The following is a 17870-nucleotide window of genomic DNA, read 5'->3' as shown; positions in this document are numbered from 1 at the left end:
GGCAGGCTTGCACATGATCGCTTCCCCCACCCAAGCACATCCACCCACCCGGGCCTTCTGGCGCCGGGCCGGCGGTTAGCGGGGTAGTCACCGGCTGCGCCCGGTGGGGTTCGGCGTGGCTGGCCGCCAGGCCGGCGGTTCGTGGGGTGGTTGGCGGCTGCGCCGGTGGGGTTCGGGTGGCCGGCCGCCAGGCCGGCGGTTGGTGGGTGGTTGGCGGCTGCGCCGGTGCGGTTCGGGTGGCCGGCCGCCAGGCCGGCGGTTCGTGGGGTGGTCGGCGGCTGCGCCCGGTGGGGTGCGGTTGGGGTGCGGGGTGGGGTGGTCAGGCGGCGGCCCAGATCTGGCGGGCGGCGGTGACCGCTGCGGCCTGATAGGGCGGGAGGAGGCCGCCGTCGGCGATGACCTCCACCGGCCACTTCTCCTGCTTGCGCATCCACAGGTGGGCGGTGAGGGTGCTGTAGGCGCGCAGTTCGTCAACCTCCGGGGCCACCTGGACCAGGTAGACCCAGGTGGGGCGGTTCGGGGCGTCGGGGAGTGGGTCGCGCCAGGCTCGGCGGACTCGGCGGGCGCCGATGAGGGGGGCCTCGGTGGCGAGGACCTCGTCGACCGGGGTGGGGTCGGGGGCTTCCGGGGGGCCGGTGGGGCTGAAGCGGTAGGCGGGGGCGGGGGCCGTGTCGGCCAGGGCCAGGTCGGCCAGGGCGGGGTCGGTGGGGTCGGGGGTCAGGGAGCGGATGAGGGTGGCCTCCTGGGCGGTGACCGCCACCCCCTCGGCCACCAGGTTGAGCAGCAGGGCGGCGACCGCCAGTTCCGGCTCCCCGGCGGCGTACTGGGCCTGCACCACGGCCACGACGTCGTCGGAGAGCCTGCCTGCGAGCCTGCGGGCCACCTCGGTGGCGGCGGCGTACTGTGCGACGTCCATCTGTGGTGCCAGCTCCCCCCGTGGGTTGCCCTCGGTGCGGCGTACGGTAGCGGTCAGGCCGGGTCGGGGTCGAACATCGAGCCGAGGTTGAACAGGTTGCCCGGGTCCAGTGCGGCCTTGATCGCCCGGTGGGTGCGCAGGCCGACCGGACCTATTTCCCTCGCCAGCCACTCCCGCTTGACCTTGCCGACGCCGTGTTCGCCGGTGACCGTGCCGCCCAGGGCCAGGCCCGCGTCGAGGATGTCGGCGAAGGCGCGGCGGGCGCGGGTGAACTCGTCCTCGGACGCCGGGTCGTAGACGATCGTGGGGTGCATGTTGCCGTCGCCCGCGTGGCCGACGACGGCGACGCGCAGGCCGACCTCGGCGCTGATGCGCTCGCAGGCGTCTATCAATTCTGTGATGCGGGTGCGTGGGACGCACACGTCGTCGGTGAGCCAGGCGCCGTAGACCTCCAGGGCCATGAGGACGGCTCGGCGGGCGGTGAGGAGCAGTTGGCCCTCGGCGATGTCGAAGGTGGTGTGCGCGAGTTCCGCTCCCGCGTCCAGGCAGATTTGCTCGATCTTGGCCAGTTCCGCCCTGGCCGCCTCGCCGCCGGAGTCGGACTGGCACAGCAGCAGGGCCGCGCAGCCCCCGCCCGCGCCGAGTTCGGTCTTGAGGTGGGCCTCGACCGCGGCGATGGACACCGAGTCCATGATCTCCATCAGCGACGGGACGACGCCCTCGCGGACGATCCGGCTGACCGCCGTGCCCGCGGCGGCGGTGGTGCCGAACGCGGCGACCACGGTTCCGGGGGCCTGCGGCAGCGGGCGCAGCGCGACGGTGGCCCGGGTGATCACGCCGAGGGTGCCCTCGCTGCCGACGAACAGCTTGGTCAGGTCGTAGCCCGCGACGCCCTTGACCGTGCGGCGGCCGGTGCGGAGCAGTTCCCCGTCGGCGAGGACGACGTCGAGGCCGAGGACGGAATCGGTGGTCACCCCGTACTTCACGCAGCACAGGCCGCCCGCGTTGGTGGCGAGGTTGCCGCCGATGGTGCACCAGTCGTAGCTGGAGGGGTCCGGTGGGTAGAACAGCCCGTGCTCCTCCACCGCGCCGCGCAGGTCGAGGTTGACCACGCCCGGTTCCACCACGGCCAGCCGGTTGTCGGCGTCGATCTCGACGATGCGGTTCATCCGCGTGGTCACCAGGACCACGCAGCCGTCGACGGCGTTGGCCGCGCCGCTGAGGCCGCTGCCCGCTCCGCGCGGCACGATCGGCACCCCGTGCTCGGCGCAGGCCCGCACCACCTCCTGGACCTGGCCGGTGCTCTCCGGGAAGACCACGGCCAGCGGGTCGCCGAAGGGGGCCAGCGGCATCATATCGCGGCGGTAACCGGCTGTGATGTCGGGGTCGACGTGCACGCCGCCGTCGCCGAGGGCGGCGCGGAGTCGGGTGAGCAGGGCGTCGGTGGTCACGCGATGACGTTAACCCGTGAGTGCTATTCCTGGCCGTACGCTCATCGGGCGACAAATTGATGCGCCATTCCAGATTTCTTCAAATCGTATGCGGAAATTGTTCGATCACTGTTTACAGTGGTGTGGCGGGCGTCACTGGGGACGCCCGGTCGGGAGGGGTTCGCCATGGTTGGCCTCGCACGTGAAGTGATGCCCGGACCGAGCGTCCAAGCCCGCACCCTCGCCAACGTGCTGCGCACGAGCATCCGCCCGATGGCCGACCGGCTGCGCCTGCACGGCTCCGGGTTGCGGATCGTCCGCGAGGCGTTCGACACCGTGGGCATGGCGCCCATCCCGCGCGGCACGCGCATCCGGGCGGTCCACGAGCCGCACGGATTCGGCGACGTCAGCGGCCTGTGGATCACCGCCCGCGCGGCCGACGAGCGGGCGGGCGCGATCCTGTACCTGCACGGCGGCGGGTTCGTCTTCGGCTCGCTGCGCAGCCACCGCCACCTGGCCGCCGCGCTGTCGCAGTCGACCGGGCTGCCGGTGCTGCTGCTGGACTACCGGCGCGCGCCGGAGCACCGCTTCCCGGCCGCCGCGGACGACGCGATGGCGGGCTACCGCTGGCTGCTCGACCAGGGCTACCGGCCGGAGCAGGTCGTGGTGGCGGGCGACTCCGCCGGTGGGCACCTGACCGCCGGGCTGCTGGCCGAGCTGACCCGGCAGCGGTTCGCGATGCCGGGCGCGGCGGTGCTGTTCTCGCCGTTCCTGGACCTGACCGGCCGCGGGCTCGACGAGCGCGACGCCGTGCACCGCGACCCGTACATCCCGCCCGCCCGCGCCAGGGAGGCGGCGTTGCAGTACGCGGGTGACGTCGATCTCGACCACCCGCGGCTGAACGTGTTCAAGGGCAGCAAGCGGCGCTGGCCGCCGATGCTGATCCAGGCGGGCGACATCGAGTGCCTGCTCGGCGACTCGGAGCGGCTCTCGGCGGCCATGCGGGCGGCGGGCGCGCACTGCGAGTTGCAGGTCTGGCCTGGTCAGGTGCACGTCTTCCCCGCCTTCTACCACTTGGTGCCCGAGGCGCGGCTGGCGCTGGGGTACGTGGGCGACTTCGTCCGCGGTGCCCTCGCGGAGCAACTCGCCGCATAGTCCGCGCGCCCGGGGGAACCCGCCGCGCGGGCGTCCTCGTCTGCTCAATTCCGGCTTGCGATCACTCCCGTCGAAGAACATGCTTGGTTAACGCAACCAGTTGTTGAGTACAACCAAGACAAACGGGACATCGCCATGGCGGACGCACAACGCGCGGCTGAGCCGAACCCAACCGACTCGGACGCGCCCGACCCGGCGGACCTGCGCACGGCCGACCAGCTCGGCCTGCAACTGGTCCGGTTCCTGCGGCTGAGCAACCACGCCAAGCAGCACTTCACCTCCAAGGCCAAGCACGCGATCGAGCGGTCGAACTACGCCCTGCTCGCCACGCTGGTCCACACCGGACCGCTGCGCGCGAACGCGCTCGCCGAGGCGATCCACTCCGACCCGTCCACGGTGAGCAGGCAGGTCGGCGCGCTGGTCGGCCAGGGGCTCGTCGAGCGGCAGACCGACCCGGACGACGGCCGCGCGTGCGTGCTGGTGCCCACCGAGGAGGGCGTCCGGGCCTTCCGGGCCAACCACGACCGGCGCACCCGGCAGATCGCGCGGATGCTCGCCGAGTGGTCCGAGGACGACCGGCGCACCCTCGTGCACCTGCTCACCAGGCTCAACACCGAGATCGAGAAGTTCCAGGGGGAAGACCGATGACCACCGTCGAAGCGAAGGCGGGCGGGGAGAAGCTGACCGGCGGGACCTCCGCCGCCAAGCACGCCGCGCCGGAGGACGCGCCAGCGCTGACCCACCGGCAGATCCTGGTGATCCTGTCCGGGTTGATGCTCGGCATGTTCCTCGCCGCGCTCGACCAGACCATCGTCGGCACCTCGATCAGGACGATCGCCGACGACCTCAACGGCCTGAGCATGCAGGCCTGGGCGACCACGGCGTACCTGATCACCTCGACGATCTCCACGCCGCTCTACGGCAAGCTGTCGGACATCTACGGCCGCAAGCCGTTCTTCGTCACCGCGATCTCGATCTTCCTGGTCGGGTCGCTGGCCTGCACGCTGTCGACGTCGATGTACGAGCTGGCCGCGTTCCGCGCGTTGCAGGGCCTCGGCGCCGGTGGCCTGATGTCGCTGGCGCTGACGATCATCGCCGACATCGTGCCGCCGCGGGAGCGGGCCAAGTACCAGGGTTACTTCCTGGCCGTCTTCGGCACCTCCAGCGTGCTCGGCCCGGTCATCGGCGGCTTCTTCGCGGGCACCGACTCGATCCTGGGCGTCACCGGCTGGCGCTGGGTGTTCCTGGTGAACGTGCCGATCGGCGCGCTGGCGCTGGTCGTGGTGACCAAGGTGCTCAACGTGCCGCACCAGCGGCGCGACCACCGGATCGACTACTTCGGCGCGGCGTTCCTGTCGATGACCGTGGTGCCGCTGCTGGTCGTGGCCGAGCAGGGCCGCGAGTGGGGCTGGGACTCGACCCGGTCGATCGCCTGCTACGCCATCGGGCTGGTCGGGCTGGTCGCGTTCCTGTTCGTGGAGAACCGGATGGGCGACGAGGCGCTGATCCCGCTGCGGCTGTTCCGCACCTCGACCTTCGCCATGACGATCATCGCGGGCACCGTCATCGGTGTCGGCATGTTCGGTGGCATCTCGATGATCCCGCAGTACCTGCAGATCGTGCGCGGCCTGACGCCCACCGAGGCCGGGCTGTTCATGATCCCGATGATGCTCGGCATCATGATCGCCTCGGTGGCGTCCGGGCAGATCACCTCGCGCACCGGCCGGTACAAGGTGTTCCCGGTGCTGGGCAGCGCGCTGCTGGTGGTGGGCCTGCTGCTGTTCCACGGCGTCGAGGTGGACACCCCGATCTGGCAGCCGATGGTCTACATGACGGTGTTCGGCCTGGGGCTGGGCAACTGCATGCAGACGCTGACGATCGCCGCGCAGAACGCGGTGCCGGTGCGGGACATGGGCGTGGCGACCGCCTCGGCCACGTTCTTCCGGCAGCTCGGCGGCACGCTCGGTGTCGCGGTGTTCCTGTCGCTGCTGTTCAGCACGGTGGCCGACAACATCGCCTCGGCGTTCACCCGGGCCGCGCAGGACCCGGCGTTCCAGGCAGCGGCATCCGACCCGGCGGTCCGGGACAACCCGGTCAACCAGCCGGTGTTCGCCGCGCTCAACGGCGGCGGGGGCGGCGGGGTGCTCCAGGACTCGTCGTTCCTGCAGACGATCGACCCGCGGTTGGCGCTGCCGTTCCAGCAGGGCTTCACCGAGTCCATCCAGCTGGTGTTCCTGGCGGGCGCGGGCGTGATGGTGCTGGCGTTCGTGGTGTCGCTGTTCATCAAGGAGATCCCGCTGCGGCTGACCAACTCGGTCTCCGCCGCGGCCCTGGAGGGCGGCGAGGCGATGCTGCCCACCGAGGAGGACCGCGACGACGACCGCGCGGACGGGACCACCGCGGACGGCAGGGCGAACGGCGCCGTTGCCGCCTCCGAGAGCAACGGCAGCAACGGGCACCACGGGAACGGGGTGGGCGGCTTCCCGGCCGAGGACCCCGACCGCGAGGGCTTCCTGCCGTTCCAGCCCTCGGCGCTGCGGGCGAGCGCGGTCGGCGACGCCCCGGTGCTCAGCGGGCAGGTGCGCCGCCCGGACGGCTCCGCGCTCGTGGGCGCCGCCCTGACCCTGATCGACGCGCACGGCCAGCAGGTCGGCCGGGTCGGCACCGGGCACGACGGCGGCTACCTGCTCGACGCGCCGCTGCCCGGCGCGTACACGCTCATCGCCTCCGCCCCGGACCACCAGCCGCAGGCGACCACGGTGAAGGTGCGGGCCGGTCAGGCCACGGTCGACGTGACCCTGGTCGGCGCGGCGGTGCTGCACGGGTACGTGATGGCCGCCGACGGGCACACCCCGGTCACCACGGCCAGGGTCACGCTCACCGACGGGCGCGGCGAGGTCGTGGAGACCCAGCCGAGCGCCTCCGACGGCAGCTACCGGTTCGCCGGGGTGCGCGCGGGTTCGTTCACCCTGGTGGTCAGCGCGGACACGTTCCGCCCGGCCGCGCTGCCGCTCACCCTCCCGGCCACCGGCGAGGTCCGGCACGACGTGGAGCTGGTGGGCGGCGCGGAGCTGTCCGGGGTGGCCCGCACGACCACCGGGTCCCCGGTGCCGGACGCGCGGATCACCGTGCTCGACGCCGCGGGCGGTGTGGTCACCGTGACCAGCACCGACGACGAGGGCCGGTACGTGGTGGACGACCTGGCCGAGGGCGACTACACCGTGATCGCCAGCGGCTACTCGCCGACCGCCGACCAGGTCTCGCTGCGCGGCGGCGAGGTCGGCACGCACGACGTGACCCTCGGCTACGACGAGTGGAAGTGACCACCTGAGCCGACGGCGCCCGTCCCCACCGGGGCGGGCGCCGTCGTCGTCTCCGGGCTGTCAGAACGCCGCGAGGACCAGGACCCCGGGCTCGCGGCAGGCGGGCCCTGGCCGGCGCTTCACCCCAGGTCGACGACGTGGTCGGCCACCAGTCCGGCCAGCAGCGGGTCGTGCGAGGCGATGACCACGGCCGACCCGCGCCCCTTGGCGCCGTCGACCAGCCCGGCCAGCCAGCGGCGGCGCCCGGCGTCGAGGGCGCGCTCGGGTTCGTCGAGCAGCAGGACCCGGTGCTCGCGGTGGATCGCGCCGAGCAGCAGCAGCCTGCGCCGCTGCCCGCTGGACAGCGTGTACGCGGGGTCGTCCGGCAGGTCGGGGTCGACGTCCACGCCCACCAGGTCGAGGTGTTGGCGCGGGGTCAGCGCGTCGAACAGGGTGGAGTCGTCGAACAGGACCGACACGCCCCGGCGGAAGTCCGCGTGCCGCTCGTCCGGTGCCCCGCCGTTGACGGTCACGGTGCCCTCGGTCAGCTCCTGCGCCCCGTACAGGCAGCGCAGCAGCGTCGACTTGCCGGACCCGTTGTCCCCGGTCAGCACCACGCAGGTGCCGCCGGGCACGTCCAGGTCGAGCCCGCGGAACAGCCACCGCTCACCGAACCGGACCCCCAGTCCCCGCCCTTCGATCACAGGCGGTGAACGCGGGTGAGCACGAGGAAGTTCCTGGTGACCCGGGGGCCACGGCTCGATGAAACTGTGCGGCATCGACTGGCCCGGCGGGCGGGCGGACGTAGCCTGGGGCCGTGGACTTCATCTTCGACTGGCTCGAATCCGCAGGCCCGGCGCTCGTGTGGGCCATCGTGCTGGGGATGGTGTTCACCGAGTGCGCGTTCATCGTCGGGTTGTTCCTGCCCGGCGACTCGCTGCTGTTCGCCGCCGGGGTGGTCCTGGCCCAGCACCACCACGAGCACCAGGCGTGGTGGCTGTCGCTGGCGGCCACGCTGACCGCCGTCGCGGGCAACCAGACCGGGTACTTCATCGGCGCCAAGACCGGGCACGCGATCATCGCCCGGCGCGGCGGCAAGGTGCTCAACCCGGAGCGGCTGGAACGCGCCCGCGACTTCCTGGACCAGCGCGGCTTCTTCGCCATCGTGGTCGCCAGGTGGCTGCCGTGGGTCCGCACCCTGGCCCCGCTGGTGGCCGGTGCGGCGCGGATGGACCCGAGGCGGTTCGCGCTGGCCACGTTCGTGGGCGGGCTCGCCTGGGTGCCGATCCTGGTGCTCGGCGGGTACTACGCGGCCGGGCTGCTCGACCAGCTCCCGTGGCTGAAGACGGTGGCGGTGGTGGCCAGCGTGGCGTTCTTCGTCGGGGGCACCGCGTGGGGCATCCGGCGGTACCGCCGGGAGCTGCGCAAGCCCGCCGAAGAGGTGTCCCTGGCCGAGTGACCCGCCTCAGCCCGCGGCGAGGACGAGCTGGATGCCGTCCGGGTCGCGCAGCGACAGGGTGGGGGAGTCGTCCGGGGCGGTGAAGGAGACGCCGAGGTCGGTGAGCCGCCGCGCCCAGGTGGCGAGGGCGGCCGGGTCGGCCAGCGGCAGCGTCAGGTGGTCCAGGCCCGGCCTGCACTCGTCGAACGCCGCGCGCTCGGCGCCGGGGTGCTGGACCAGGGTGAGGGTCATGCCGAAGCCGTGCAGGAACACCTTCCGCAGGCCCTGGTCGCCCTCGTCGTCCTCGCGGCCCTCGGTGGTGAAGCCGAGGACGCGTTCGTACCAGGGAACGCTGCGGTCCACGTCGGTCACCGTGAGGGCGACATGGTGCGCGCCGGTGAGAGCGGGCATCGCCGACCGTCCTTCCTTGACCCGTTCGGGGGCGGGTCATTGGTCATGATGCCCGAGCGGGGCGACGCTCGGCACGAGCGTTACTGGATCTTTCGCAGGACGAGATCCGCCGCGGCGGCGGTGCCCCCGACCAGCCGGGCGTTCGTTTCGTCCGATCCGTCCGTTCGCTCCCGCGCCTGGTCCTCGGTCCGCCCGAAGGTGCGATGGCGCTGGTAGAGGCGCTGGCGGCGGACGCCGGGGTCCGGGTCGAGGTACCAGACCTCGTCGAGCAGCGGCCGGACCGCGGGCCAGAGCAGCAGGTAGTTCCCCTCGGTGACCACGAGGGGAACCTCACAGGGGACCGGCACGGCGCAGGCGATCGGCTCCTCGACCTCGCGGCGGAACTCGGGCGCGTAGACGACCGCGTCGGTGCTGGTCCGCAACCTGCGGAGCAGGTCGGCGTAGCCGTCCGCGTCGAAGGTGTCCGGGGCGCCCTTGCGCTCGGCGCGGCCGAGCCGGTCGAGTTCGGCCTGGGCGAGGTGGAAGCCGTCCATGCCGACCAGCGCGGCCCGCCCGCCCAGGGCGGTCACCAGGCGGGCGGCCAGGGTCGACTTGCCCGCGCCGGGCGCCCCGCAGATCCCGAGGACCCGCCGGGGTCCGGTGGCGAGGGCGGCGGCCCGGTCCAGCAACTCGGAGAAGGTCCACTCCCGCCGCACGGGAACTCCATTCGGGTGAGTAGGGTTGACGCAAGCGTTTGCCGTCTGCTGAGGGAGGTGACCCAGCCGTGGCCACCATGGAAGACGTCGCCAAGCTGGCCGGTGTGTCCATCAGCACGGTCTCACACGTGGTCAACGAGACCAGGCCGGTGGCCAAGTCGACGCTCGAACGGGTGCGGGCGGCCATCGAGGAGACCGGGTACACCGGCAACGCGATCGCCCGGTCGCTGGTCACCGGCGGCACCAGGTCGATCGGCGTGGCCATGTCGCTGCTGGCCAACCCGCACCTGGCGCAGCTCGTGCACGCCATCGAGGCGGAGGCCACCGCCGCCGGCTACCAGGTGCTGCTCGGCGACACGCTGGACTCCGAGGACGGCGAGCGGGCCACGGTGCGCAAGCTCCAGGCCCGCCGGGTCGACGGGATGCTGCTGACCCCCGCCCCCGGCGACACCGCGACGCTGGAGATGCTGGCGCGCACGGGGGTGCCCGCGGTGCTGGTGGACCGGGTGTCGCACAAGATCAAGCTGGACCAGGTGGGGGCGGAGAACATCCAGTCCACCTCGGCGCTGGTGTCGCACCTGGCCGAGGCCGGGCACCGCCGGATCGGGTTCATCAGCGGCGTGGAGTGGATGGGCGCCAGCGAGGAGCGCACCCTGGGCTACCGGCTGGGGCTGGGCCGGGCGGGCCTGCGCTGGGACTCGAACCTGGTCGCGGGCGGCGGCGCGTCCCCGCAGGACGGGGTGCTGGCGCTGCGCAGGCTGCTCACCGTCCCGGAGCGGCCGACGGCGGTCATCACCGGCAACGGGGCGATGACCGCGGGCGCCTACCGCGAGGCGCGGGCGCACCGCCTGGAGGTCGGCCGCGACCTGGCGATCGTCGGGCACGACGAGGTGGACTGGGCGGAGCTGGTGCCCCCGGGCATCACCACCATGGCGCACCCGGTGGACGAGATCGGCCGCACCGCGGTCCGCCTGCTGCTGGCCCGCCTCGACGACGGCGAACGGCCGCCGGAGACGGTCCTGCTGCCGCCGGTGCTCAACCACCGCGGTTCCTGCGGCTGCCCGGCCCCGGCGCCCACCGCGGTTCCCGGGGCGGGTTTCGCCGAGTTGTGACCGGGCGCGGCGGGCACTGGAAACAGCGAAACGCAGGGCCGAAGCCCTGCGTTTTCACTGTGGCCCGTTCGGGACCACCCGCGCCGACCGGAATCCCGCTCCGGTCAGCCCCGGGTGCCGATCAGGTGGGGAGCTGGCCCGGGCGCTCGACCTCGCCGCGCCAGGCACCGGTCTCCTTGCCGCCGCGCTCCTCGATGAAACCCTTGAAGCGCTTCATGTCGGCCTTGACCCGGCTGTCGATGAGGCCGAGCTTGTCGGCCACGTTCTCGGCGAAGCCCTCCGGGTCGATGTCCATCTGCGCGGTGACCCGCGTGGTGCGCTCGTCGAGCCGGTGGAAGGTGATGACACCCGCGTGGTCGGGCCCGGAGTCGGACTTCCACGCCACCCGCTCGTCCGGGATCTGCTCGGTGATGGTGGCGTCGAACTCCCGCGTCACCCCACCGATCTTGGTCACCCAGTGGGTGTGGCGGTCGTCGGGCTGGTCGATGCGCTCGACGCCCTCCATGAAGTGGGGGAAGGACTCGAACTGGGTCCACTGGTTGTACGCCGTGGTCACCGGAACGGTTACATCGACGGATTCGGTGATCGTGCTCAACGCGAACATCTCCTCGGTCTGCCGGTTCAAACGGTCTACTGGGACTTACCCGGTCATTCGGGACCTAACCATTCACGCCGCACCACTCACGCCGCGCGCTCGGCCGCGCCCTCGTCCGGGGCGAGCCCGAGCATGGAGAGGAGTTCGGCGCACTCGCGCGCGTCGGTGGCCACCGACGCGACCGTCCGCGCCGCGCGCCTGCGCACCTCCGCCGACAGGTCCGTCTCGATCTCGCCCTGTAGCACCAACCCGTCTGCCATGGCGGTTCTCCTCTCCGCTGGTCGTCCCTGACTCCGTTGTCCCGCGATGTACCCAGCCACCGCACCGGTCACACCCCACCGATCGGGGCATTCAGAACCCACCGGACACCGGGATCACCGCCCCGGTCACGAAAGACGCCCCGGGGCTGAGCAGCCACGACACCGCGTCGGCCACCTCCTCGGGCTGACCGGCACGACCGAGCGGCACCCTGGCGGCGAACCGCTCCGGCCGGTCGGCCATGCCCGCCGCCGCGTGCAGTTCGGAGTGGACGATCCCGGGCGCGACGCAGTTGACCCGCACCCCCTCGCGCCCGACCTCCGCGGCCAACCCCTTGGTCAACACCTCCACGGCGGCCTTGCTCGCGGCGTAGTGCACCCACTCCCCGGGCGACCCGCGCCCGGCCGCGGTGGAGGAGACGGTGACGACCGAACCGCCCGCCCCACCGTATCGAGTGGACATACGGCGCACGGCTTCCCTGGCGCACAGGAAAACGCCGACCGCGTTGACGTCGAACACACGTCGCACGGTCGCCACGTCCTGCTCGTCGAGCCGCCCCGGCGTGTTCCCGGTGATGCCCGCGTTGGCGACGACGGCGGTCAGCCGCCCCAGCTCCTGGGCCGCGGTGAACAGGTGGGCCACGTCGTCCTCGTCGGCCACATCTCCCCGCACCGCCACGGCTTCCCGGCCGACCGCGCGCACCTCGGCGACCACACGCTCGGCCGCGGCGGCGTCGCGCGCGTAGTCGACCACCACGTCGAACCCGTCCCGCGCCAACCGAACGCAGGTGGCCGCGCCGATCCCCCGACTGCCACCGGTCACCACGACCACACCCATCCCGGTACCCATCCGCCGGAGTTTAGGCCGTGTCCTGCGAGTCCGTGTTCGCGATAGCCGCGCCGGATGCGGCCTAAGCGGGCCTTTCCAGGCGGGCAGCGGCTTCCAGCACCATCCAGCCGGAGAGCTGGACCGACAGCGCCCGCTCCGGCCGGTGCGGATCGGGCTGGTCGGCGGGCCGCGCCCACTCGGCCGGGAACACCGGGCCACCGGGGGCGACGGTCCGGTTGCGCCACGCCGCATCGGCGGAGGCGAGCACGAGACCGCGGGCCACGTCCGCCGCATCAGTGGGCAGGTAGGGCACGGCGAGCGCGAGGTAGCGGGTCAGGATGCCCGCGAACAGGCCGCCGTCGCCGCCCGGGGTGGCGGTGATGACCCCGGCGGGGGCGAGGTGCCCGGCGGTGGCGTACACGACGTCGACGGCCCGTTCGAGCCAGCCGCCGCCCGGGTCGTGGGCGCCGAGTTCGACGCAGGCGCCCAGGTAGACGCCCTGGCAGTAGGGGTAGAAGATGCGGGTGACGTCGGTGATCGAGCCGTCGGGGGCCACGTGCAGGCCGTCGAAGAGCAGGCCGGTCTCGGGGTCGCGCAGGGCGCGGGTCATCCAGTTGGTCATCGAACGGGCGCGCTGCCGGTCGGCGCGGTCGCCGCCGGTCGGGGCGCGCTGGGCGCGGGCGAGCAGGATCGCGGCCGGGCCGTTGGCCGGGACGTTCTTGAACGTGTCGCCGCGGCGCCACCAGATGCCGCCGCCGCCGTGGTCGGTCCAGCCCGCGCGCAGCTGCTCGGTGATCCGGGCGACGGCGGCCCCGGTGTCGAGGCCGAGGTGGTCGGAGGCGCGCAGCAGCGCCAGGCCGAGCCACGCCACGTCGTCGTAGTAGGAGTTGGTCCAGCTCCCCAGGTTGCGCACCCGGATGCCGCGGACCAACTGCCGCACGACCCGGGCCCGGTCCGGCACCGGGTCCCGGAGCTGCGCGTCGACCAGGCAGTCCAGCAGGTGCGCCTGCCACCAGTAGTTCCACTCGGTGAACAGGCGCTGCCCCGGCCCTGGCGGCCAGGCGGCGCGGCCGAGCGCGGTGCCGGGCAGGCCCCAGACCCGCCGCAGGTGCCGGTCTCGGACGGCGCGCTCGGCGACACCGGCGCGCGCGGCCCACAGGGTGGGCGCCACCGCGCCCCGGGCGTACCGGCTCATCCCCCGATGGTCGCCGCTGCGGCGGCGGGTCCGCCCGGCCGACCGGCCGGATTCACCCTGTCGGGGTCGACCGGCGGTCGAGCGGTCACCAGGCGGCGTCGAGGTCGGCGTGCTCGCGGACCCAGGAGTGCATGACGATGCCCGCCGCGACACCGGCGTTGATGGACCGGGTGGAGCCGAACTGGGCGATGGAGACCAGCACGTCGGCGCCCTTGCGGGCGTCCTCGCTGAGGCCGGGTCCCTCCTGGCCGAAGACCAGCACGCAACGCCGGGGCAGCGGGGTGCGCTCGATCGGCGTGGACCCTGGGGTGTTGTCCACCCCGACCACGGCCAGGCCCTCGGCGTCGGCGAAGGTCAGCAGCGATTCCACCGTGGGGTGGTGTTCGACGTGCTGGTAGCGGTCGGTCACCATGGCGCCGCGCCGGTTCCACCGCCTGCGGCCGACGATGTGCACGGCCTTCGCGGTGAACGCGTTGGCGGTGCGCACGACGGTGCCGATGTTGTGGTCGTGCTGGAAGTTCTCGATGGCCACGTGGAAGTCGTGCCTGCGCCGGTCGAGGTCGGCGACCACGGCGTCGCGCCGCCAGTACCGGTAGGCGTCGACGACGTTGCGCCGGTCGCCCTCGGCCAGCAGCGCCGGGTCGTAGCGCGGGTCGTCCGGGGGGTCACCCGGCCACGGCCCCACGCCGACCGGTTCGCCGAACACCCACTCGGTGGGGCCCTGCTCGCTCACTTCGCGGCGGAGACCAGCGGGCTCCGCCTGCTCCGCCAGCGCGTGAACGCGCCCGCGTAGGACACCACCAGCACCGCCACCGCCACGAAAGCCACGTACTGACCATAGCCGTCGGGGATGATCGGCCCGAAGACGTAGTACTCGTTGAAGCCGCCGGGCAGGTCGCCCAGGCCCTGCCGGTGGCGGAGGTGGTTCTCCAGGGTCGTCAGCGGGCAGGGCAGCGGGGTCACGTTGACGACGACGCCCCAGGCCGCGAAGAACACGTGCACGAAGATCGCCTTCGGCCAGTGCCAGGCCAGGAAGCCGCCGAACCCGATGAAGATCAGGGCGGCGAAGTGCACGACCACCGTCACGTCGACGAGCAGCGCGATCATGCGGCACCTCCCCGGCCGCCGGGTGTCCGGCGGATGCCTCCACCGTATCCCGGGGCCGGGGTCTTCCCACCGGAATTCCTACTGGTCAGTCACCTTTGACCAAACCGAGATCCGCGAGGTCCAGCAGGTACCGGTACGGCAGCCCGCGCGCCTCGATCGCCTCCCTGGCCCCGGTGCCCCGGTCGACGACGGTGACCACGCCGATGACCGTCGCCCCGGCTTCGGTGAGCGCGTCCACCGCGGTCAGCACGCTGCCACCGGTGGTCGAGGTGTCCTCGACGGCGAGGACCCGCTGGCCCGCGACTTCGATGCCCTCGATCCGCCTGCGCATGCCGTGGGACTTGGCGTCCTTGCGCACCACGAACGCGTCGAGCACCTCACCGGCCGCCGCGGCGGCGTGCATCATCGCCACCGCCACCGGGTCGGCGCCGAGGGTCAGGCCGCCCGCGGCGACGTAGTCCCAGTCGGCGGTGAGGCCGCGCAGCAGCTTCCCGATGAGGGGGGCGGCGGCGTGGTGCAGGGTCGCCCGGCGCAGGTCGACGTAGTAGTCGGCCTCCTCGCCGGAGGACAGGGTCACCCGGCCGTGCACCACGGCCAGCTCACTTACGAGTCTCGCCAGCTCGGACCGGACCGAGGCGTCAACAGGAGTTCGCACGGGTGCACACCCTCTCATGCCGCCCGGCCGGATCAGCCGAAGCCTCGGCTGTCCTGCTTGAGGGCGGTGTCGACGGTGAGCGCGGACGCCACGACCAGGCTCAGCAGCGGGTCGGGGAGCTGCCGGTGGATCTGGAGCACGTAGTTGTCCGCCGTGGTGAACATGGTCTTGGCGAAGCCCTCCCAGGTCTTGGTGATCCTGGCGACCTCCTGGCCGGTGTTGTCGGTGATGGAGAAGTTCCAGGCGCGCCAGTTCTCGGCCTGGATGCCGCCGATCTTCTGCCCGTCGACGAGGAACCCGAACCGGATCTTGCCGATCGCGTTCTCCTGGGCGATCTCGCCGACCGGCGCGCCGTCCGGCCTGGTCACGATCATCTTCGACTTGATGAACTTCGCCGGGCGGGTCAGCAGGAGCTGGTTGTTGCCGTGCGCGTCGCGCACCTCGAAGCGGTGGGTCAGGAACTGGTCGTAGCTGGAGAGGAACCGCACGGCCTTGCGGAACGCGCCCTGCCCCACCTGCGCCACCGCGCCGACCTGCGTCCCGTGCTGGTCGAACACGGTGTACTCGTTGGACATCTCGATCAGCTTGACCTTCTGGTTCACCACCAGCACCGGCTCGGTGAACAGCGTCCCGCCGCCCTGGCCGACCTGGCCGACGCCCGCCCGGCGCTGCTGGTCGCGGATCTTGTTCGGGTCGTGCGCGCCGTCGAGCGACAGCTCCCACGCGGAGGCGTCGCTGCGCTGCTGCTGCTGCCCCGGGGCGTACTGCTGACCCGGCTGCCCCGCGTACTGCTGGCCGGGGTGCTGCTGGCCCCCGTACTGCTGACCTGGTTGCTGCTGGTGCGGCTGCCCGCCGAACTGCATGCCGGGGTGCTGCGGCTGGCCGGGGGCCTGCTGCGGCGCGGGCTGGGTGTGGCTGGTCCACTGGGAGCCGTCCCAGTACCGGAGGGTCGGGCTGCCGGGGCGATCCGGGTACCACCCGGGCTGCGGGTTCGTCATGCGCGGCAGCCTAACTCCGCCGCGCCCGGTCGGACCTGGGAATCCGCGCCTTCGCGGTGAGTGAGCGGGCCGCTACCGCTACCCCCGGTTGCGGCCCGCGGCGGCGCGCTTCTCGATCAACCGGAGCAGGCCCGCGGGCAGGAGCTTGCCGATGGCGACGATGGCCTTGTACTGCCTGCCCGGGACCGAGCGGCTGCGGCCACCGGCCAGGTCGGCGAGGCAGTCGGCGACCACCCGGTCCGCGTCGAGCCACAGGAAGTCCGGCAGGTCGGTCATGTCGTCGCCCGCGCGGTCGTGGAACTCGGTGTGGGTGAAGCCCGGGACCAGGGCGACGACCCGGACACCGGTGCCCGCCAGGTTCGTGGCCAGGCCCTCCGACAGCGCCGTGACGTAGGCCTTGGTGGCCCCGTAGGAGGGACCGGTGCCGGGGAAGAAGCCCGCGACGCTGGAGACGTTGATGATGCCGCCGTGGGCGCGGGCCAGCATCCCGGGCAGCGCGGCCCGGGTGAGGCGCATCACGGTGGTGACGTTGAGGTCGAGCTGGTTCTGCAACCAGTCCGGGTCGGCCTCGGCGAAGGCGCCTCGGGTGCCGAACCCGGCGTTGTTGACCAGCAGGTCGACCGGCTTGTCCTGGTCGGCGAGCCGGGCCTCCACGCGCTTGCGGGCGCGGGTGGTGGTCAGGTCGGCGGTCATGGCCTGCACGCGCACGCCGTGGGTCTCGGCCAGCTCCAGCGCGACGGCCTTCAGCCGGTCGGCGGTGCGGGCGACGATGACCAGGTCGTAGCCGTCTGCGGCGAGCCTGCGGGCGAAGGCGGCGCCGATGCCAGCGGTGGCACCGGTGATGAGCGCGGTGGGCATGGGGCCACGCTACTCACTGGTAACCGGGACCGGAAGAAGATCAGGCGTCCTTGGCGTCCGCGACCGGCTCCGGCGCGGCCTTCACCTGCTCACCCCTGCTCTCCTCGGCCTCGACCCGCTCCGCCCCGGCCTGCTCGGGCCGTGCCCCGCCCGCGGGCTCGGCCTCGGCGTCGAACGGGTCGACCACGTCGGCGATCTCGCCGATGCCGCGCAGCAGCCGCTCCAGCCGCGACGGGCTGGAGTTCGGCGGGGCGGCGGCGAGCACCCACCCGTCCTCGATCCAGGCCACGGCGATGTCGCGGCCGATCTCCTCGGTGGCGTCCACCAGGTCCGGGGTGATCAGCGCGCGGGCCCCGGAGATGTCGGACACGAACGCGTACCGCTGCCCGACCGGGCCCAGCAGCTCCGGCATGTGCTCGCGCTGGAACGGCGTGCTCGGCACCCACAGCTCGACCACCACCGGGTGCACCTTGCGGGTCTGCACGGCGGCGATCACCGTGTTGACCCGCCCACCGGCCTCCAGGTCGAAGACGAACACCTTGCGCCTGCCGTCGGCGGTGAACGTCGACCCGGCCACCACGTCGCGGGCCACGCCGTCGCCGTAGTAGGCGACCGCGCCACCGGACCACTTCTTCGGCAGCAGCGGGTCGGTCTCGGCGAACTGCCAGCCGCGCAGGCCCGCCCACCTCCGGCGTTCCCGGTTTCTGGACGTCAGCAGCGCCCGGTCGCGCAGCAGGAAGCCGCCGCCTGCGATGAACGCGACGACCGCGATGACGAACCACACCCAAGCGGGGATACCCACACGGGCAGAGTAGTCGCCACAGCGCCGGGTTCAAGATCACGGCCCCGCGCCGCGCCCCCCGATCGCACGAACTTCCCCTGCGACGGGGGCAGACGCGCCCGGGACACGCCCGGGA

At 72.7% G+C, this 17870-nt stretch carries 20 protein-coding genes; 5 read left to right on the top strand and 15 right to left on the bottom strand.

From position 1 onward, the window contains the following. Positions 1-319 precede the first annotated feature (319 nt). Positions 320-916 (bottom strand): hypothetical protein, encoded by a 597-nt coding sequence (locus tag UO65_RS15560; RefSeq protein WP_035283180.1) that lies wholly within the window; start codon positions 914-916, stop codon positions 320-322. Between the two features lie 53 nt (positions 917-969). Next, positions 970-2367 (bottom strand): FAD-binding oxidoreductase, encoded by a 1398-nt coding sequence (locus UO65_RS15555; RefSeq protein WP_035283179.1) that lies wholly within the window; start codon positions 2365-2367, stop codon positions 970-972. 189 nt (positions 2368-2556) lie between these two features. Here UO65_RS15555 and UO65_RS15550 point away from each other — a divergent pair, with 189 nt between their 5' ends. From UO65_RS15550 to UO65_RS15540, 3 genes are all read left to right on the top strand, one after another. Next, positions 2557-3501 (top strand): alpha/beta hydrolase, encoded by a 945-nt coding sequence (locus UO65_RS15550; protein ID WP_052021222.1) that lies wholly within the window; start codon positions 2557-2559, stop codon positions 3499-3501. A 135-nt stretch (positions 3502-3636) separates the two neighbouring features. After that, on the top strand, positions 3637-4149 hold the full coding sequence (locus tag UO65_RS15545) for a MarR family winged helix-turn-helix transcriptional regulator (protein WP_035283178.1): 513 nt from the start codon (positions 3637-3639) through the stop codon (positions 4147-4149). Beyond that, a complete protein-coding gene (locus UO65_RS15540; protein ID WP_035283177.1) occupies positions 4146-6824 on the top strand; it encodes an MFS transporter in 2679 nt (892 codons plus the stop codon). The genes UO65_RS15545 and UO65_RS15540 overlap by 4 nt, the downstream gene beginning before the upstream one ends. A gap of 119 nt (positions 6825-6943) precedes the next feature. On the opposite strand, the gene UO65_RS15535 is transcribed toward UO65_RS15540, so the two are convergent. Then, positions 6944-7507: an ABC transporter ATP-binding protein gene (locus UO65_RS15535; protein ID WP_035283175.1), complete on the bottom strand. Its 564-nt coding sequence runs from the start codon at positions 7505-7507 to the stop codon at positions 6944-6946. A gap of 179 nt (positions 7508-7686) precedes the next feature. On the opposite strand from UO65_RS15535, the gene UO65_RS15530 reads away from it, so the two are divergent. Beyond that, the gene (locus tag UO65_RS15530) at positions 7687-8262 is read left to right on the top strand and encodes a DedA family protein (RefSeq protein ID WP_084175640.1); all 576 of its coding nucleotides are present in this window, start codon (positions 7687-7689) and stop codon (positions 8260-8262) included. Positions 8263-8268: 6 nt separating this feature from the next. Here the strand turns inward: UO65_RS15530 and UO65_RS15525 are convergent, their stop codons facing one another. Together UO65_RS15525 and UO65_RS15520 are read right to left on the bottom strand one after the other, a co-directional pair. After that, positions 8269-8652 carry a VOC family protein gene (locus tag UO65_RS15525; protein WP_035283172.1) on the bottom strand — a complete coding sequence of 128 codons (384 nt, stop codon included), beginning with the start codon at positions 8650-8652 and terminating at the stop codon, positions 8269-8271. 80 nt (positions 8653-8732) lie between these two features. Next, a complete protein-coding gene (locus tag UO65_RS15520; RefSeq protein ID WP_035283171.1) occupies positions 8733-9347 on the bottom strand; it encodes a nucleoside/nucleotide kinase family protein in 615 nt (204 codons plus the stop codon). A gap of 77 nt (positions 9348-9424) precedes the next feature. Between UO65_RS15520 and UO65_RS15515 the strand changes: the two genes are divergently transcribed. After that, the gene (locus tag UO65_RS15515) at positions 9425-10459 is read left to right on the top strand and encodes a LacI family DNA-binding transcriptional regulator (protein WP_052021223.1); all 1035 of its coding nucleotides are present in this window, start codon (positions 9425-9427) and stop codon (positions 10457-10459) included. A gap of 121 nt (positions 10460-10580) precedes the next feature. On the opposite strand, the gene UO65_RS15510 is transcribed toward UO65_RS15515, so the two are convergent. The 10 genes from UO65_RS15510 to UO65_RS15470 form a co-directional block, all read right to left on the bottom strand. After that, positions 10581-11054 (bottom strand): SRPBCC family protein, encoded by a 474-nt coding sequence (locus UO65_RS15510; protein WP_035283184.1) that lies wholly within the window; start codon positions 11052-11054, stop codon positions 10581-10583. An 86-nt stretch (positions 11055-11140) separates the two neighbouring features. Then, positions 11141-11314, bottom strand: coding sequence for a hypothetical protein (locus UO65_RS37405; RefSeq protein ID WP_200873381.1), 174 nt, complete (start codon positions 11312-11314; stop codon positions 11141-11143). A gap of 91 nt (positions 11315-11405) precedes the next feature. Further along, positions 11406-12161: an SDR family oxidoreductase gene (locus UO65_RS15505; protein ID WP_233427595.1), complete on the bottom strand. Its 756-nt coding sequence runs from the start codon at positions 12159-12161 to the stop codon at positions 11406-11408. A 61-nt stretch (positions 12162-12222) separates the two neighbouring features. Beyond that, positions 12223-13335 carry a glycoside hydrolase family 76 protein gene (locus UO65_RS15500; RefSeq protein WP_052021221.1) on the bottom strand — a complete coding sequence of 371 codons (1113 nt, stop codon included), beginning with the start codon at positions 13333-13335 and terminating at the stop codon, positions 12223-12225. An 85-nt stretch (positions 13336-13420) separates the two neighbouring features. Next, positions 13421-14068 (bottom strand): TrmH family RNA methyltransferase, encoded by a 648-nt coding sequence (locus UO65_RS15495; RefSeq protein WP_035283169.1) that lies wholly within the window; start codon positions 14066-14068, stop codon positions 13421-13423. Further along, positions 14065-14442 carry a DUF2784 domain-containing protein gene (locus tag UO65_RS15490; RefSeq protein WP_035283168.1) on the bottom strand — a complete coding sequence of 126 codons (378 nt, stop codon included), beginning with the start codon at positions 14440-14442 and terminating at the stop codon, positions 14065-14067. The genes UO65_RS15495 and UO65_RS15490 overlap by 4 nt, the downstream gene beginning before the upstream one ends. Before the next feature lie 85 nt (positions 14443-14527). Then, entirely contained in the window at positions 14528-15115 is a 588-nt protein-coding gene (pyrE, locus tag UO65_RS15485) for an orotate phosphoribosyltransferase (RefSeq protein WP_035283166.1), read from the bottom strand. A gap of 14 nt (positions 15116-15129) precedes the next feature. After that, a complete protein-coding gene (locus UO65_RS15480; RefSeq protein ID WP_035283165.1) occupies positions 15130-16095 on the bottom strand; it encodes a phospholipid scramblase-related protein in 966 nt (321 codons plus the stop codon). A 78-nt stretch (positions 16096-16173) separates the two neighbouring features. Then, entirely contained in the window at positions 16174-16953 is a 780-nt protein-coding gene (locus tag UO65_RS15475) for an SDR family NAD(P)-dependent oxidoreductase (RefSeq protein ID WP_035283164.1), read from the bottom strand. A 40-nt stretch (positions 16954-16993) separates the two neighbouring features. Next, on the bottom strand, positions 16994-17755 hold the full coding sequence (locus UO65_RS15470) for a type III secretion system chaperone family protein (protein WP_233427594.1): 762 nt from the start codon (positions 17753-17755) through the stop codon (positions 16994-16996). Positions 17756-17870 lie beyond the last annotated feature (115 nt).

Origin of the sequence: Actinokineospora spheciospongiae (genome assembly GCF_000564855.1) — a bacterium.
Taxonomy (GTDB): domain Bacteria; phylum Actinomycetota; class Actinomycetes; order Mycobacteriales; family Pseudonocardiaceae; genus Actinokineospora; species Actinokineospora spheciospongiae.
Note: the sequence above shows the minus strand (reverse complement) of the source record. Positions and strands in the feature narration are given on the sequence as shown.